Genomic DNA, 16,891 nt, shown 5'->3' on the forward strand with positions numbered 1-16,891 from the left:
CCCTTGTAACGACCTCCCGGTGCCCGTCGACGTGTCTAGGACGCCTGTCGCGAGCCAAGGAGCCAGGAAAAATGACCTCATGCCGACTCTGCGGTTCGACGACCTTGGCCAGTGTCGTCGATCTCGGAGCGACCCCGCCCTGTGAGCGATTCCTCACCGCGGAGCAGCTCGACGAGCCGGAGCCCACTTACCCGCTGCACCTCAAGGTGTGCACGGAGTGCTGGCTGGCGCAGATCCCGCCCCTCATCAGCCCTGAAGACACCTTCACCGACTATGCCTATTTCTCGTCGTACTCGACGTCGTGGGTCGAACACGCGAAGACGTTTGTCGACAACGCCGTCGAACGGCTCGGCCTGAACGAGGACTCGTTCGTGGTCGAGGTCGCCAGCAACGACGGTTACCTGCTGCAACATGTGGTGGCGCGGCAGATCCGCTGCCTCGGCGTCGAGCCTTCGGTGAACGTCGGGCAGGCCGCCCGCGAAGCCGGGGTGCCGACGAAAACGGCGTTCCTCAGCCCCGAAACCGGACGTGAGGTGCGCGACGAGCACGGCCCCGCGAACCTCGTCGCGGCCAACAACGTCTACGCGCACATCCCGGACGTCATCGGGTTCACCCACGGGCTGCGTGCGCTCGTGGCGGACGACGGCTGGGTCAGCATCGAGGTGCAGCACCTGCTCACGCTGATCCAGGACAACCAGTACGACACGATCTACCACGAGCATTTCCAGTACTACACCGTGGAATCCGCGCGCCGCGCGCTCGCGATGGGCGGGCTTTCCGTGGTGGACGTGGAGCTTCTGCCGACCCACGGCGGCTCGATCCGCCTCTGGTCGCGGCCCACGGCCGTCGCCGGTGAGCCGAGCCAGCGCATGATGGACGTCCTCGCGGCCGAGAAGGCCGCGGGGCTGCACGAGCTCTCTGGCTACACCGAGTTCGCCGAGCGGGTCACCCGCGTCCGGCTGGATCTGCTCGAATTCCTTGTCACCGCGGCGAAGCAGGGCAAGACCGTCGTCGGGTACGGCGCGCCCGGCAAGGGAAACACACTGCTCAACCACTGCGGTATCCGGTCGGATCTGCTGGCGTACACCGTGGATCGCAACCCTTACAAGCACGGCCGGTTCACCCCCGGCACCCGCGTCCCGATCCTCGAACCCGAGCGCATCGCCGCGGACAAGCCCGACTACGTGCTCGTCCTTCCGTGGAACCTCCGGACGGAACTGACCGAACAACTGTCCTATGTGGAGGATTGGGGCGGCAGGCTCGTGTTCCCCATTCCGCACCTGTCCGTAAACAGCGCGAGCATCGCTGAGGTGAAGTCGTGAAGGTCGTCCTTTTCTGTGGTGGTTACGGCATGCGGATGCGCAACGGTGACGCGTCCGACGTGCCCAAGCCGATGGCGATGGTCGGTCCGAGACCGCTGATCTGGCACGTGATGCGCTACTACGCGCACTTCGGCCACACCGAGTTCATCCTGTGCCTCGGGTACGGGGCGCACCACATCAAGGAGTTCTTCCTCAACTACGAGGAGACCACCTCCAACGACTTCATCCTCCGCGACGGCAAGCCCGAGCTGCTCTCGACCGACATCGCGGACTGGACGATCACGTTCAAGCAGACCGGCATCGAGTCGCCGATCGGGGAACGCCTGCGCCGCGTGCGTGAGTACCTCGACGGTGACGAGATGTTCCTCGCCAACTATGCCGACGTGCTCACCGACGCCCCGCTGCCCGAGATGATCGAGCGTTTCTCGGCGACCGAAGCGGGCGCGTCGATGATGGTCGTGCCGCCGCAGTCGTCGTTCCACTGCGTCGAGATGGGCGAGGACGGCATGATCGGCGCGCTCACGCCGGTGTCCGAGATGCCGCTGTGGGAGAACGGCGGGTACTTCGTGCTGCGCCAGGAGGTCTTCGACCACATCCCCGAGAACGGCGACCTGGTCGCCGACGGCTGCGGCGAGCTCGCGAAGCGCGGCAAGCTGCTGGCGTACCCGTACCGCGGTTTCTGGAAGCCGACCGACACGGTGAAGGAACGCTTCGCGCTTGACGAGGGCTACGCGCACGGCGAACGGCCGTGGGCGCTGTGGGAGCAGCCTGCGGCGAGCACCGCGTGATCCGGTTCGGGGCCGGTCGGCTCACCCGGGTCGTCGCGCTCGGCGCGCACTGTGACGACATCGCGATCGGCGCGGGCGGCACGCTGCTGACGATCTGCGCGGACAACCCGGGCGTCCGGGTCGACGCGCTGGTGCTTTCGGGTGGCGGGACGGACCGGGAGGCCGAGGAGCGGGTCGCGCTCGGCGCGTTCTGCCCCGGCGCCGACCTCGACGTCACCGTGCTCAAACTGCCCGACGGCCGCTTCCCGTCGCATTGGGAAGAGGCCAAGTCCGCGCTCGAAGAACTGCGTGGACGGACCGACCCGCAGCTGGTGCTGGCACCTCGGACCGAGGACGCGCACCAGGACCACCGCGGGCTCGCCACACTGGTCCCGACGGTCTACCGCGACCATCTGACGCTCGGCTACGAGATCGTCAAATGGGACGGTGACCTGGGCAAACTGTCCGCGTACCAGCCGTTGACGCCGGAGCTGGCCGAGGAGAAGGTCCGGCTGCTCCAAGAGCACTACGGCTCCCAGCGGCATCGCCCCTGGTACGACCGGGAGGCCTTCCTCGGCCTCGCGCGGATCCGCGGGATCGAGTGCAACGCGCGCTACGCCGAGGCGTTCGAACTCAAAAAACTCACTCTAGATTTGAAGGGCTGAAGACCATGCGCGTGCTGCTGACCGGGCACAAGGGGTACCTCGGCACGGTGATGGCACCGGTGCTCGCCGCCGCGGGCCATGAGGTCATCGGCCTCGACTCCGGGCTGTTCGAAGACTGCCTGCTCGGCCCCGCCCCCGCGGACCCGAAGGGGCTCACGGTCGACCTGCGTGACGTCGACGCCTCGCACCTGGCGGGCTTCGACGCCGTGATCCACCTGGCCGCGCTGTCCAACGACCCACTGGGTTCGCTGGCGCCCGAGCTCACCTACGACATCAACCACCACGCATCCGTCAAGCTCGCGAAGCTGGCGAAGGAAGCGGGCGTCAGCCGCTACCTGTACGCCTCGACGTGCTCGGTCTATGGCGCTTCGGGCGGCGAAGGCCTGGTCAACGAGGACGCGCCGCTGCGCCCGGTGACGCCGTACGCGGAGTCCAAGGTCCGCGTCGAGGCCGACGTCCACGAGCTCGCGGACGACAGTTTCGCGCCGACGTACCTGCGCAACGCGACCGCGTTCGGCTTCTCGCCGCGGCTGCGCGCGGACATCGTGCTGAACAACCTGACCGCGCACGCGCACCTGTCCGGCGAGGTCCTCGTGCTCTCCGACGGCACCCCGTGGCGCCCGCTCGTGCACGCCAAGGACATCGCCCGCGCCTTCACCGCTGCCCTCGCCGCGCCGGTCGAGGCCGTGCACAACCGGGCGTTCAACATCGGCACGGAGGCCAACAACGTCACCGTCGCGGAGATCGCGCAGCAGGTCGTCGAGGCCGTTCCGGGCTCGACGCTGCGGATCACGGGCGAGGCCGGGGCAGACCCGCGTTCGTACCGGGTCGACTTCGCGCGCTTCCGCGAAGCGATCCCGGGCTTCGACTGCGACTGGTCGGTCAAGGACGGCGCGGTCGAGCTCATCGAGGCGTACCGGAAGTTCGACCTGACCAAGGAAGCCTTCGAGCGCCGCTTCACCAGGCTGAACTGGCTGGCGGACCGCACCGGGGCCGGGCGCGTCGACGACACCCTCCGGGTGCGCTGATGCGTGAGCTGGGGACCGGCGAGGCGATGCACGAGCTGGTCGAGCGGCTGTATCCGCTGTGCCGCAGCATCACCGGCGACGGTGTCCGGCGCACCCTGGAAATCGTCGCCGAGCATGTCCCGCTGGAGATGCACGAGGTGCCGACCGGCACGCAGGTCCTCGACTGGACCGTTCCGCAAGAGTGGAACATCCGCGACGCCTATGTCGCGGATGCCTCCGGCAAGCGCGTGATCGACTTCCAGGAGTCGAACCTGCACGTCGTCGGCTACAGCGTCCCCGTGTCGGAGACGATGAGCCTCGACGAGCTGCGCAAGCACCTCCACACGCTGCCCGAGAACCCGTCGTGGGTGCCGTACCGGACGAGTTACTACTCGTCGACCTGGGGTTTCTGCCTCGCGCAGGACACCCTCGACGCGTTGCCGGACGGCGACTACGACGTCCACATCGACTCGACGCTCGAGGACGGGCACCTGACCTACGGCGAACACGTGGTGCCGGGCCAGGTCACCGACGAGGTGATCGTGTCCTGCCACACCTGCCATCCGTCGCTGGCGAACGACAACCTGGCCGGGATCGCGGTGGCGATCTCGCTGGCACAGGCGCTGGCGCGCGAGAAGCCGTACTACACGTACCGGTTCCTGTTCATGCCCGGCACGATCGGCGCGATCACGTGGCTGGCACGCAACTTCGAGAACGTCGGGCGGGTCAAGCACGGGATCGTGCTGGCCTGCGCGGGCGACCGGGGTTCCTTGACTTACAAGCAAAGCCGCCGGGGTGACGCCGAGATCGACAAGGTCATGGCGCACGTGCTCAAGACGTCCACGCGGCCGCACGAGGTCAAGGAGTTCTCGCCGTACGGCTACGACGAGCGGCAGTTCTGCTCGCCCGGGTTCAACCTCGGCGTCGGTTCGCTCACCCGGACGCCGTACGCCGGTTACCCGGAGTACCACACCTCCGCGGACAATCCGGACTTCGTGTCACCCGACTCGATGGCGGACACCCTGGCGACCTGCCGCGAGGCGTTCGCCGTGCTGGACCGCGACCGCAGTTACGTGAACCTGAGCCCGTACGGCGAGCCGCAGCTCGGCAAGCGCGGGCTGTACAGCTCGCTCGGCGGCCGCAGCGACGCCAAGGAAGCGCAGATGGCGATGCTGTGGGTGCTCAACCTGTCCGACGGCGACCACAGCCTGCTGGACATCGCCGAGCGCTCCGGCCTGCCGTTCGCCACGGTCGTCGTGGCCGCCGACGCCCTGCTCGATGCCGACCTGATCAAGGCGTGACCCGCGTGGCCCCCGGCATCCTGCGCTCAAGTGCCGTCCGCAAGATGGCGGGGCGGCTGAGCTGGGGGCTGGGCGACCAGGCGGTGTCGAGCCTGACGAACTTCATCGTCGGGATCTACGTCGCCCGCTCGCTCGGCGCGGTGGCCTTCGGCATCTTCAGCCTCGCTTGGGTGACCTACGGCGTGGTGCTCAACGTGTCGCGCGGGCTCGCGACCGACCCGCTCATGGTGCGGTTCGGCGGCGGGGTCCCGTTCAGCGTGTGGCGGCTCGCCGTCGGGAAGGCCGCGGGCACCGCGCTCGCCGTCGGGGTCGCCGCCGGGGTCTTGAGCCTGCTGTTCGGGATGGCTATCGGAGGTCCTCTCGGTGGAGCGTTTGTAGCGCTGGGTGTCGTCATGCCCGCGCTGCTGCTTCAGGACGCCTGGCGCTTCGCGTTCTTCGCCGCTGGAGCGGGTCAGAAAGCCTTCTTCAACGACGCGATGTGGGGCGTCGCGCTGTTCCCGGCGATGATCCTGGCCGCGCGGCACGGGACCGTAGTCGGCTTCCTGCTGGCCTGGGGCGCTTCGGCGGGCGTCGCAGCGCTGTTCGGGTGGGTCCAGACGGAGATCTGGCCGAAGCTCGGCGGCGTCCGAGGCTGGGTGTCCGAGCATCGAGAACTCGGCGTCCGGTACCTGATCGAGAACGTCAGCAACAGCGGCGCCTCCCAGCTGCGGGCGTACGGGCTCGGCGCGATCGCCGGGTTCGCCGCGGTCGGCACCGTGCGGGGCGCCGAGCAACTGCTCGGCCCGTTCCTCGCACTGCTGATGGGGTTGTCGCTGGTCACCGTGGCCGAGGGCGCTCGGGTGCTGAAGCACTCGCCGCACCGGCTGCGGCATTTCTGCATGATCCTCGGGGGCGCGCAGGCCGCGGCCGCGTTCCTCTGGGGCCTCGGGATCCTGTTCCTGCTGCCCGACAGTGCGGGCCGGTTCGTGCTCGGGTCCCTCTGGGACACCTCGTCGCAACTGATCCTGCCGGTGACCTTGGCCGTCGTCGGCGCGAGTTTCACCACCGGCGCGGCAGCCGGGCTGCGGGCGCTCGGCGCAGCCAAGCGCAGCCTGCGTTCCCAGCTGATCGCGTCCGCCGCGTATGTGACCTTCGGGCTGACCGGCGCCTTCATGGGTGGAGCGCTCGGCTCCGCCTGGGGCATCTCGGTCGCCACCCTGAGCGGGTCCGCGGTCTGGTGGTTCCAACTGCACATCGGGCTGCGCGAGTACGCCGCCCGTCCACCGGCCGGCCCCGAGGATACGGCCGAGCCCGACCAGGAAGAAGTGAAGACGCGATGACCACCGTGCCCCGGTTGAGCATCGGCCTACCGGTCTACAACGGCGAGGAATACCTGGCCGAGTCGCTCGACGCCCTGCTCGGCCAGACTTTCGAGGACTTCGAGCTGATCATCGCCGACAACGCGTCGACGGACGGCACCGAGGAGATCTGCCGCAAGTACGCCGCGTCCGATCCCCGGATCCGCTACTTCCGCCAGCCGCGCAACGTCGGAGCGACGCCGAACCACAACATCCTGCTGGAGATGGCGCGCGGCGAGCTGTTCAAGTGGGCTTCGCACGACGACCTGTACGGCCGTGACCTGCTGCGCAAGTGCGTCGAGGCGCTCGACGCGAGGCCGCAGATGATCCTGGCCCACTCGTGGCAGGCGATCATCGACGGCGACGGCGCGGTGACGGTCCCGCTGGACTACCAGCACAAAACGGACGCCGGCCGGGCGCCGGTGCGGTACAAGAGCCTGCTGTTCGAACCGGGCGGCGACGACTTCTACGGCGTCGTCCGCACGGAGGTGCTGCGGCGCGTGATCCCGATGGACAGCTACCACCACGCGGACCGCACGTACGTCGCCGAGCTGGCGCTGCACGGACCGTTCTACCAGGTGCCGGAGCTGCTGTACTTCCGCCGCGACCACCCTGGCCGCGCCGAACGGGCCAACCCGAGCAAGCGCTCGCGGTGCGCGAACCTGGATCCGAAGCGGGGCAACAAGTACACGAACCCGACCGCGCGGCTGCTCGCCGAGTACGTCTGGGGTTTCGTCGCCGGGATCCGCAACGCGCCGCTTTCGTCGGCCGAGCGGCGTCAGTGCTACTTCGCGCTGCTGCAGTGGGCGGCTTCTCGCGTCCGGCCCGGCGCCGGTGAGCGCGTCGAAGACCGGGCGCCGGTGGTGTCGAGCGAGCTGTCCCTGACCGTCGACACGATCGTCGCGGGCCGTGAAAGCAGGTCGGCTTGAGCACGAAGGTGGGCCTGTTCGGGCTGCTCGGGTCGGGCAATCTCGGCAACGACGGCTCGCTGGAGGCGGTGCTCGGCTTCCTCGCCGAGCAGCATCCGGACGCCGTCGTCAGCGCGTTCTGCGGTGGGCCGGAACAGGTCCGCGAGCGGTACGGCATCGAAACCGTTCCCCTGCACTGGAACCAGTCGGAGTACGAGACGGCGTCGGGCGTGAAATCCATCGCCGGAAAGGGCTTCGGCAAGCTCGTCGACGTCTTCCGGACGGCGGCGTGGGTCCGGCGCCAGGACGTCGTGATCGTGCCGGGCATGGGGGTGCTCGAAGCGACGCTTCCCTTGCGGCCCTGGGGTTTCCCGTACTCGCTGCTGCTGCTCTGCGCGTCCGGGCGGGTCGTCGGGACGAAGGTCGCGCTGGTCAGCGTCGGCGCGAACGTGATCGGCGAGCGGGCGACCCGCGCGGTGGTCAAGCTGGCGGCCGGGTTCGCCGCGTACCGGTCCTATCGCGACGAGCTTTCGCGCGACGCGATGCGGGAGATGGGCGTGGACGTCTCGCGCGACGAGGTCTATCCCGACCTGGCGTTCTCGCTGCCGATCCCGGTGGACGTCCCGGCCGCGGCGGGGACCGTCGGCGTCGGGGTGATGGACTACCACGGCGGTAACACGGATCGCGCGCGCGCCGATGAGATCCACGAGGTGTACGTCGCCAAGATGAAGCAGTTTGTCCGGCGGCTGGTCTCCGACGGCCGCGAGGTGCGGCTGTTCACCGGGGACAGCGCGGACGAGGCCGTGGTCGACGAGATCCTCGCCGACGTCCAGCGGTGGCGGCCGGGCCATGGCGGTGTCGCCGCGGCGCGGGTGTCCTGCCTCGACGACCTGATGCGGGAAATGGCCGCGGTCGACGCGGTGGTCGCCACGCGTTTCCACAACGTGCTCTGCGCGTTGAAACTGTCGAAGCCGACTATTTCGCTCGGCTACGCCGTGAAGAACGATGTGCTGATGGCGCAACTGGGGCTGGCGGAGTTCTGCCAGCCCGTGCGGACGTTCGAGGTCGATCGGCTGATCGGCCAGCTCGCCACACTCGAAAGGCAGGGACCGGAGGTGCGGGAAACGATGACCATGCGCAACGCCGAGGCGGCAGCGCGGCTGCGGCATCAGTTCTCGGTCCTGACCGGCAGCATTTTTCCCAACAGCACTGTTCCGAAGTCGTCAACCGCCGAACGCGAGGAAGCCCGATGAAGGCCATCCCGGTGCCGTCCATCGACGGCGCATACCTCTTCGAGCCGACTCCGCACCGTGACGAGCGGGGTTTCTTCAGCCGCACGTTCGACGCCGAAGTCGCGCGCTCGGTGGGAATCGACCCGGACGGCTTCGCGCAGGACAGTTTGTCCCGTTCCCGCAAGGGTGTGCTGCGTGGGATGCATTTACGGGCCGGCGCGGGCGAGGCGAAACTCGTGCGTTGTTCGTACGGAAAGGTGTTCGACGTCGTAGTGGATCTACGGCCCGACTCCCCTACGTATCGTGACAAGGCGTATTTTGAGTTGTCCGGCGACACCCAGGTAACGCTTTACATACCTTCGGGTTGCGCCCACGGATTTCAGGCCTTGACGGACCCGGCTGACGTATCGTATCGAATAGACAGAGCGCACAATCCGGACGAAGACGTCACTATCGCCTACGCCGATCCCGAGCTGGCCATCGCCTGGCCGCTCCCCGTGACACTGATGTCACCCCGCGACTCCGACGCACCTTCGCTCGCCGAGGTGATCAAGACCCGGTAGTCCTTATCTGGGAGGTAGAAATCATGGAGCAACCGCCGTTGCCACTGTCCAACCAGGCCAGCAAGCGACTGCACGCCATGATCCCCGGCGGCGCGCACACCTACGCCAAGGGTGACGACCAGTACCCCGAGAACATGGCCCCGGTGATCTCCCACGGCAGCGGCGCGCACGTCTGGGACGTCGACGGGAACTCCTACCTCGAGTACGGCTCCGGGCTCCGGTCGGTCAGCCTCGGGCACGCGCACCCGCGGGTCGTCGAGGCGGTCAAGCGGGAGATCGACCGCGGCGGCAACTTCGTCCGTCCGTCCATTGTGGAGGCTGACGCGGCGGAACGGTTCCTCGCGACGGTGACCACGGCCGAGATGGTCAAGTTCGCGAAGAACGGTTCGGACGCGACGACCGCGGCCGTCCGGCTCGCGCGCGCCGCCACGAACCGGCCGCTCGTGGCGATCTGCCACGACCACGCGTTCTTCTCCACCGACGACTGGTTCATCGGCACCACGGCGATGGCCGCGGGCATTCCCGGCGAGATCAACGACCTCACCGTGACGTTCCCGTACGGCGATCTGGCGGCCACCGAGGAAATGCTGCGGCTGCACTCGGGCCGCGTCGCCTGCATGATCCTCGAAGCCGCGACGCAGCAGGAGCCCCCTCCCGGGTACCTCGCCGGGCTTCGCGCGCTGGCGACGAAGTACGGCGTCGTGCTGATCTTCGACGAGATGATCACCGGTTTCCGCTGGTCAGAGGCGGGCGCGCAGGGGCTTTACGGCGTCACGCCGGACCTGTCGACGTTCGGCAAGGCACTGGGCAACGGGTTCGCCGTGTCCGCGCTGGCGGGCAAGCGCGAGCTGATGGAATTGGGCGGCCTGCGCGACTCGCGCGAGCGCGCCTTCATCCTCTCGACGACGCACGGCGGGGAAACCCACGCGCTCGCGGCCGCGATGGCGGTACTGGACACGTATGAGGAAGAGGGCATCACGGCCCGGCTGCACGCGCTCGGCGAGCGGCTCGCGACCGGCGTCCGGGCGGTCACGGCCGCGGCCGGGCTGGCCGACCACGTCGTCGTGCGCGGCCGGGCGAGCAACATGGTCTTCGCGACACTGGACCACAACCTGAAGCCGTCGCAGGACTACCGGACGCTGTTCCTGCGCCAGCTGATCAGCGGCGGCGTGATCGGACCGTCCTTTGTGGTCAGTAGCGCGATGACCGACGCCGACATCGACCGCACCGTCGACGTCGTCGCGCAGGCCTGCGTCGTGTACGGCAAGGCACTGGACTCCGGCGACCCGACGGCGTGGACCGGCGGCCGCTCGGTGAAACCCGTGTTCCGCCGGTTCGCCTGACTCTCCCGCTCGCAACTCGTCTCGCCGTCTCGTCGGCGAGTTGCGGGATAGGGCGCCAGTCGGACAACTCCTTAGAGTGCGGGGTCGACGCTTCTGGGTGACGTCGATAGTGGTGCGGCGGACGTAAATTGTCCGCATGCTCAGACCGCACACCGCTTTCGCGGTCCTCCTGTTTTCGGCGCTGCTTCCCGTGGGCTTCGCCTCGTCGGCGGCCGCCGACGTCAAGCCCGGCGCGGTGTGCGATCACCAGCCCGCCGCCGACGCTTCATCGCCCGCGGGCGCGGTGGTCGTCGATTCCCGTGTGGACAACGACCTCTACCTCAAAACGCAGGCCAGCCCGGCCGGGACGACATTCTGGCTTCGGCCGGGTACGCACACACTCGGGTCGGATGAGTTCGGGCAGGTTGTGCCGAAGGACCGCGACGTCTACCTCGGGGCGCCGGGGGCGGTGCTCGACGGGCGGGGCGTGAACCGGGCGGCGTTCACGCAGGAGGCGTCCGACGTGGTGATCCGGAACCTGACCATCCAGCATTTCGCCGCGCTGCAGGACCAGGGCGTGGTGAACCACGACTCGGGTGCGCACTGGGTGATCGAGCACAACACCATCCAGGACAACAAAGGCGCGGCGATGATGGCCGGGGACCGCCAGGAGGTACGGGCCAACTGCCTGCGAAACAACGGGCAGTACGGGATGAACGCCTACCGCACCGGGGACGGGATCACCGGGCTGGTCGTCGAGGGCAACGAGATCTCGGGCAACAACACCGACGACTGGGAACAGAAGGTCACCGGCTGCGGGTGCAGTGGCGGGGTGAAGTTCTGGGCGGTCAACGGCGCCGACGTGCGGGGGAACTGGATCCACCACAATCATGGCGCCGGGTTGTGGGCCGATACGAACGACAACGACTTTCTCGTGCAGGACAATCTGATCGAGGACAACGAGTCGGAAGGATTGTTTTACGAGATCAGTTACAATCTCGAGGTTGCCGGGAATACTTTTCGGCGTAACGCACTGAAGATGGGTCGGGATTTCGCCGGGCGGGGGGATAATTTCCCGGTCGGGGCGTTGTATCTTTCGGAGTCCGGCGGGGAGTCGCGGGTCCCGGCGCGGACGGCCAAGATCGACATTCACGACAATGCCTTCGAGGACAACTGGTCCGGGATCACCTTGTGGGAGAACGCCGACCGGTTCTGCAACAGCCCCGCGAATACGTCTTCGGGCTCGTGCACGAAACTCGTGAGCCCGACCTCGGCGTGCGCGCAGCCTGCGATCGCCTCGCGGCCCCGGTATGACGATTGCCGGTGGAAGACGCAGCAGGTGGATATTCACGGGAACACTTTTTCTTTTGATCCTGGGCGGATCGGGTGTACTGGTGGGCTTTGCGGGCGGATGGCGGTGCTGGCCAACTTCGGGAGCTACCCGGAGTGGTCCCCGTACAAGGGGGCCGGGGTCTCGGACGCCATTACGTCCTCGCAGGGCAACCATTTCCGGGGGAACACGTACAGCGGCCCGTGGACGTTCGTCGCGCACGACACCTCGCGGACACTGACCGCCGCCCAGTGGCAAGCAGCACCCTACTCACAGGACGCTTGCAGCTCCTTCACCGGCGGAACCCCCGCCTGCTAACCCTCCACCCCCGATCTGATTGCCCCTGAAGGCCACCATGACGGCGTCTAACGCCGTCATGGTGGCCTTCAGGGGCAGTCAAGCGGAGGCCGGGGCCTGGGGGGTTAGAGGCGGTTGGCGAGGTGGTCTAGGGCTCGGGCTGTGGTGGGGACTGTGGCCAGGGCTGCGCAGAAGCCGCCGATTGTGTCTGTCGGGTAGTGGGCTCCCAGGCCCACTTGGGCCCAGGCCATCGCTGCGCCCGCGATCAGGGCGCAAGTCAGGCACAGGAGGGTTCCGGTGGTGGGGGTCAGGGCGAAGTGGTCGGCCGCTGCCAGGGCGAGGACCAGTGCCAGTGCCGTGGCCATGGCCGTGTGGCCGCTCGGGAAGGAGAGGAACTCGCCGTGGATCGTGCGGCCCACCAGTGGCTTGAGGGCCGTCGTCACGACGACCGTCAGGCCCACGCCCGCCAGGGTGAGGACGGCCGTGCGGATCCGGCGCAGGGCCAAACAGCCCGCGACCACCGCCAGCAGCAGGATGGCCGAGCCGAGGGGTTCGCCGCAGAAGTCGATCACCCTGGCCACGTACCACCAGGGGTCCGGGATGCCGTCCGGTGAGGGCAGCAGCGGGGTGTCGAAGGCCGTCGGGGCCGACTTGCCCGCGAAGAGGATTCCCAGCACCGCGAGCACTACCGCGGCCAGAGCCGCCAGGACGAGCAGCGGTGTGCGCAGCGCGGCAGGCATGGCCGGTGGGGCCGTCCTGACTGCGGACTTCACGAAGCGGCCACTCCCTCGTATGCGGCTACCGCGACCTCGTAGCCGGTGATCAGGCGGTCCAGCCCGACAGCCGGGGTGAAGTCCCGCTCGTACCGGCGACGCGCCGCCTCGCCCAGCTGCCGGTTCCGCTCGGGGGCCGCCACGATCTCGCGCAGGCGATCCGCGAGCGAGCCCGCGTCGTCCGGCCGGTGCAGCAGGCCGGTCACCCCATCTTCCACCAGCTCGGTGAACGCGCCGTGAGCCGCCGCGACCGTCGGCACGCCGGCGGCCATCGCCTCGACCACCACCAGGCCGAACGCCTCCAGCCACGCCGACGGCGCCACCACCGCCGCCGCACGGGAGGTCAGCTCCCGGCACTGCTCCTTCGAGCACAGCCCGGCGTATTCGACGTCTTCGCGCCCGGCCGCCCAGCGGGCGACCTCGTCCTGCATCGGGCCGGTGCCCGCGAGCACCAGCGGCAGGCCGAGCCCGCCGGCGGCCGCGAGCCGGTCCCACGCCGTCATCAGCAGGCCGACGCCCTTTTCCTTGGTGAGCCTGCCGAGGAACAGCAGGTGCTGCCCCTCCCCCAGGCGGCTCACGCCCGGGTCGGCGACGAAATTGTGCTTCACCACGAGCCGATCCGACGGCATCCCGGCGCGGACGAGGATCTCGCGCTGCGCGCCCGAGATACAGAAGAACCGCGTCACGTCCGACCACCAGCGGCGGCGGTTCGCGACCAAGCTCGCCGCCATCGGGACGGTCGCGAGCTTCGAGTCGCGGTAACACCCGTGCCGGACCGCGGCCACCGGCTTGCCACCGACGCAGTCCGTGCAGACGTGGCCGTCACGGTAGAGCGTGCCGGGCGGGCAGACCATCGTGTAGTTGTGCAGCGTCGCGACCACCGGCACGCGCGCGTCGGCGCACGCGGCGAGCACCGACGGCGAGATCAGCGGGAACGTGTTGTGGACGTGCACGACGTCGGGGCGGTCCACCCGCAGGCGGGCGCCGAACTCGGCCCGCACCGCGCGGTTCCACGGTACCTGAAGTGGCACGATCGCCTTGCGGGGCAAGGACATCTGGGCTATGTCGTCGCTGCGTTTCTCGAACAGGCCGACCCGGTGGCCGCCGTCGGCGAGCAGGGCGACCTCCTGGTCGACGACGTTGTTCTCGCCGCTCGGCTGCTCGGACCGGTACCGGTTGTGGACGACTAGGACCTTCACAGAAAGGCTTCCTTCCTGGACTTGCCCGCCACCGGCGCGGCGAGCAGCCCGGCGGCCACGGCCAGGTGGAGCAGGTACGGGGACGCGTCGCCGAGCCCGGCTTCGGTGTACGACGCGCTCAGGCAGTACGTGATCAGGAAGATCGCGCACGCCCGGTGCAGGGACGGCGGCCGCAGCACCGCGACCACGACCAGCACGAGCAGGAACGCCGCGACGATCGCGATGCCGACGTAGCCCTGCTCGTGGTAGACCGCGAGCCAGCTGCTGTCGATCGGCAGCCCGTCGTACGACTTGTCCGTCAGGCCGACGCCGAACAGGTACTCGAACGCCGTGCGCGGCGCGGACAGCAGCGCGTCCCAGACCTTCGCGCGGCCGGTGAGGCTCGAAAAGTTCTCCGTGCTCTGCCCGCGAAGGAACCACGCCTGCAGCAGGGAACCGAGCACCACCACGGCGAACGCGACGACCAGCAGCGTCGAGGCGAACACCTTGCGGGCGCGGGCGCTGGTGATCGTGAGCGAGAGGACGGCGACCAGCAGTCCCGCGGCGAGGCCGAGGGTGGCCGTGCGGGTGTGGGTCAGCAGCAGCAGAGCCAGCGAGCCGACGATGATGATGAGCGCGCTGCGGCGGTCGATCTCGCGGCCCATCCAGAGCAGTGCGGTGAGCCCGATGATCACCGCGGCGTACTGCCCGACCTGCGGCGGGGTGAGCGGCCAGACCGCGCCGGAGAGCCTGCCGCCGTACTCGAACGGCATCGCCTTGCCCGGCGAGACCACCAGTCCGATCGCGACCGTGACGAGCACGGCGCCGTACACCTTGATGTGCTGGCGGACGAACGTCAGATTCGCGCCCCACCACCGGGTCAGCAGCCACAGCGTGGACACGAAGATGCCCATCCGGAAACACCGGAACAGCGCGCCGTACCCGCCTTCCAGCCCGGCGCTGGCGATGATGCTGAGCATCAGCAGCATGCTCAGCAGCAGCAGGTAGGCACTCGGGCGGAAGCGCAGCCGCGGGTTGAGCGCGAGCGCCACCGCGAACGCGGTCATCAGCGAGCCCATGGTGACGAGCTGGATGACCGAGCGCGGGATCGGGATCACCGTCTTCGCGCCGGTCGACCCGAGTGTGTTGAGGATCAGCAGCGCCCAGACCAGCCCGACCAGCTTGGGCGTCTTCGGCCCGGCCGTGACCTCCCCGGCGGGCGATCCCGGCCGGACGCCGGTCAGTTCGGCCATCTCAGCCACCCCCGGTCCGCGAATACGTGCTGCCCGCGTCCTGCTGGTAGGGCGGGCCCTGCCATTCGCCGATGCCGAGGATGCGGCTGGTCTCGTAGACGATGAACGTCCACGGGCCGCCGTAGGTGTTGTCGTGCCAGCGGTTGCCCTGCTTCGAGGTGATCGCCTGCTGCACGGCGCTCCCCTTGTACGGCGACCAGTCCGGGTACGTGCCGAAATTCGACAGCAGGCCCATCCGCGCGCAGGTCTCCTGGCAGCCGACGACGGCGGGGTCGAGCAGGAACCGGTTGTGGTGGATGTCGACGCGCTGGGTCTTCCAGCGGCAGTCCTCGTGCAGCGGCCCGCTCGCGATGCCCGGCTGCGCGCACTGGGTCTCGTCGGTCACCAGGCGCGTGCAGCTGCCACTGGAGGTGTTGGCGGGGCTGTGGCAGAACCGGTCGGCGTTCTCCCACAGCGTGATGCCGGACCAGTTGTCCTGCAGGACGTTGCCGGAGATCTCCAGTTTGTCGGTGCGCGCCTTGATCCGGGGCTCGCCGCCCGACTCGGAGAGGTAGATCGTCGCGAGCGGGAAGCTGTCGCCGCGGTCGACGTAGGCCTTGCCCTCGACCCAGTTGTTGCGGCGGATCGTGTTGCCCGAGATGACGGCGTTGTAGCTGGTCTCGTAGTCGATCGCGGCGCCGTCGTTGGCCTCGATGAGGTTGCCCTCGATGAGGAAGTCGTTGTTGTTCGTGTCGGCCCACAGCCCGACGCCGCGGTTGTCGTGCACCCAGTTGCCGCGGACGTCGGCGCCGTTGACCGACCAGAACTTGATCCCGCCGGTGCAGCCGCAGCCGTCGACCTTGCGTTCCCAGTCGCCGGTGTTGTTGCCGGTGATCTCGTTGCCCTCGACGACGAGGCCGGTGATGGTGTTGCCCTCGGCGAAGGCGTTCATCCCGTACTGGCCGTTCTTGCGCAGGCAGTTGGCGCGGACCTGCTGATGCGCGCCCGCCATCATCCCGGCGCCGTCGTTGGCCTGGATCAGGTTGTGCTCCAGGATCCAGCCTTCGCCGGAGTCGTGGTTGACGACGCCTTCGTCGCGCGGCGCGGCGAAACCCCGCACGGTCAGGTACTGGATCTTGACGTTCTTGGCGTGCCCGGTGAACGCGTACTGGTTGACCTTCCGGCCATCCAGCACCGCGCCCGGCGCGCCGAGGAAGACGTCGCCGTCGGTCGGGATGACCTGGTCGAACCGGTCGTCGCCGAGCCGGTGGGTGCCGGGGTTGAGCCAGAACGTCGTGCCCGGCGGGCTCGCCTTGGTCTTGACCGTCAGGTCGCCCGGCACCGCCGAGTCGACCGTCACCGCGCCCGCCGGGGCCGTCGCGGGGCCCGCGGGGGGCTTCGCGCACACCGACGCCGCCTGCCCGGCGGGGGCCGCGGACGACGCCGGGCCGGGGCCCGCGTCCTCGCCCGGTTCGGACGAGCACGCGGCGAGCAGGCCCAGCGCGCCGAACAGCACGGCGAGCCGGCGGCCTCTCCCCTGGCGGGCGGTGTCGGTCACGATAGGTGTTCCTCCTGGCACTACTTTCCGCAACTCGTCGACGAGTCGCGGGTTTGGGGGGTCGAACGTGAGCAGGGTGGTCAGCGGGGTGGCGCCGCC

At 68.8% G+C, this 16,891-nt stretch carries 15 protein-coding genes; 11 read left to right on the forward strand and 4 right to left on the reverse strand.

Features of this window, described 5'->3' with window-relative positions; genetic code table 11:
- The first annotated feature begins 71 nt into the window (after positions 1 to 71).
- From QMK34_RS14700 to QMK34_RS14750, 11 genes are all read left to right on the forward strand, one after another.
- A complete protein-coding gene (locus QMK34_RS14700) occupies positions 72 to 1,322 on the forward strand; it encodes a class I SAM-dependent methyltransferase (RefSeq protein WP_326414485.1) in 1,251 nt (416 codons plus the stop codon).
- Positions 1,319 to 2,110 carry a sugar phosphate nucleotidyltransferase gene (locus QMK34_RS14705; RefSeq protein ID WP_326414486.1) on the forward strand — a complete coding sequence of 264 codons (792 nt, stop codon included), beginning with the start codon at positions 1,319 to 1,321 and terminating at the stop codon, positions 2,108 to 2,110. Before QMK34_RS14700 ends, QMK34_RS14705 begins: the two co-directional genes overlap by 4 nt.
- Positions 2,107 to 2,754 carry a PIG-L deacetylase family protein gene (locus QMK34_RS14710; protein WP_326414487.1) on the forward strand — a complete coding sequence of 216 codons (648 nt, stop codon included), beginning with the start codon at positions 2,107 to 2,109 and terminating at the stop codon, positions 2,752 to 2,754. Before QMK34_RS14705 ends, QMK34_RS14710 begins: the two co-directional genes overlap by 4 nt.
- Positions 2,755 to 2,759: 5 nt before the next feature.
- Positions 2,760 to 3,782 (forward strand): NAD-dependent epimerase/dehydratase family protein, encoded by a 1,023-nt coding sequence (locus QMK34_RS14715; RefSeq protein WP_326414488.1) that lies wholly within the window; start codon positions 2,760 to 2,762, stop codon positions 3,780 to 3,782.
- Positions 3,782 to 5,062: a DUF4910 domain-containing protein gene (locus QMK34_RS14720; protein ID WP_326414489.1), complete on the forward strand. Its 1,281-nt coding sequence runs from the start codon at positions 3,782 to 3,784 to the stop codon at positions 5,060 to 5,062. Before QMK34_RS14715 ends, QMK34_RS14720 begins: the two co-directional genes overlap by 1 nt.
- A gap of 44 nt (positions 5,063 to 5,106) precedes the next feature.
- The gene (locus tag QMK34_RS14725) at positions 5,107 to 6,381 is read left to right on the forward strand and encodes a hypothetical protein (protein WP_326414533.1); all 1,275 of its coding nucleotides are present in this window, start codon (positions 5,107 to 5,109) and stop codon (positions 6,379 to 6,381) included.
- On the forward strand, positions 6,378 to 7,328 hold the full coding sequence (locus QMK34_RS14730; protein WP_326414490.1) for a glycosyltransferase family 2 protein: 951 nt from the start codon (positions 6,378 to 6,380) through the stop codon (positions 7,326 to 7,328). The genes QMK34_RS14725 and QMK34_RS14730 overlap by 4 nt, the downstream gene beginning before the upstream one ends.
- Positions 7,325 to 8,560, forward strand: coding sequence for a polysaccharide pyruvyl transferase family protein (locus QMK34_RS14735; RefSeq protein WP_326414491.1), 1,236 nt, complete (start codon positions 7,325 to 7,327; stop codon positions 8,558 to 8,560). Before QMK34_RS14730 ends, QMK34_RS14735 begins: the two co-directional genes overlap by 4 nt.
- A complete protein-coding gene (rfbC, locus tag QMK34_RS14740) occupies positions 8,557 to 9,102 on the forward strand; it encodes a dTDP-4-dehydrorhamnose 3,5-epimerase (RefSeq protein ID WP_326414492.1) in 546 nt (181 codons plus the stop codon). Before QMK34_RS14735 ends, rfbC begins: the two co-directional genes overlap by 4 nt.
- A gap of 23 nt (positions 9,103 to 9,125) precedes the next feature.
- Positions 9,126 to 10,445 (forward strand): glutamate-1-semialdehyde 2,1-aminomutase, encoded by a 1,320-nt coding sequence (locus QMK34_RS14745; protein ID WP_326414493.1) that lies wholly within the window; start codon positions 9,126 to 9,128, stop codon positions 10,443 to 10,445.
- 136 nt (positions 10,446 to 10,581) lie between these two features.
- Complete coding sequence (locus QMK34_RS14750; protein WP_326414495.1) at positions 10,582 to 12,072, forward strand: right-handed parallel beta-helix repeat-containing protein; 1,491 nt, start codon at positions 10,582 to 10,584, stop codon at positions 12,070 to 12,072.
- Between the two features lie 104 nt (positions 12,073 to 12,176).
- Here QMK34_RS14750 and QMK34_RS14755 read toward each other — a convergent pair whose 3' ends face one another.
- Genes QMK34_RS14755 through QMK34_RS14770 form a run of 4 tightly spaced genes read right to left on the reverse strand, consistent with a single transcriptional unit; the run spans position 12,177 to position 16,792 of the window.
- Entirely contained in the window at positions 12,177 to 12,824 is a 648-nt protein-coding gene (locus QMK34_RS14755) for a phosphatase PAP2 family protein (protein WP_326414497.1), read from the reverse strand.
- Positions 12,821 to 14,023 (reverse strand): glycosyltransferase family 4 protein, encoded by a 1,203-nt coding sequence (locus QMK34_RS14760; protein ID WP_326414498.1) that lies wholly within the window; start codon positions 14,021 to 14,023, stop codon positions 12,821 to 12,823. Before QMK34_RS14760 ends, QMK34_RS14755 begins: the two co-directional genes overlap by 4 nt.
- Positions 14,020 to 15,255 carry an O-antigen ligase domain-containing protein gene (locus QMK34_RS14765; protein WP_326414499.1) on the reverse strand — a complete coding sequence of 412 codons (1,236 nt, stop codon included), beginning with the start codon at positions 15,253 to 15,255 and terminating at the stop codon, positions 14,020 to 14,022. Before QMK34_RS14765 ends, QMK34_RS14760 begins: the two co-directional genes overlap by 4 nt.
- 1 nt (position 15,256) lies before the next feature.
- Entirely contained in the window at positions 15,257 to 16,792 is a 1,536-nt protein-coding gene (locus QMK34_RS14770) for a right-handed parallel beta-helix repeat-containing protein (RefSeq protein ID WP_326414534.1), read from the reverse strand.
- Between the last annotated feature and the right edge of the window lie 99 nt (positions 16,793 to 16,891).

It is taken from the genome of Amycolatopsis sp. H20-H5 (assembly GCF_035828755.1).
Classification (GTDB): domain Bacteria; phylum Actinomycetota; class Actinomycetes; order Mycobacteriales; family Pseudonocardiaceae; genus Amycolatopsis.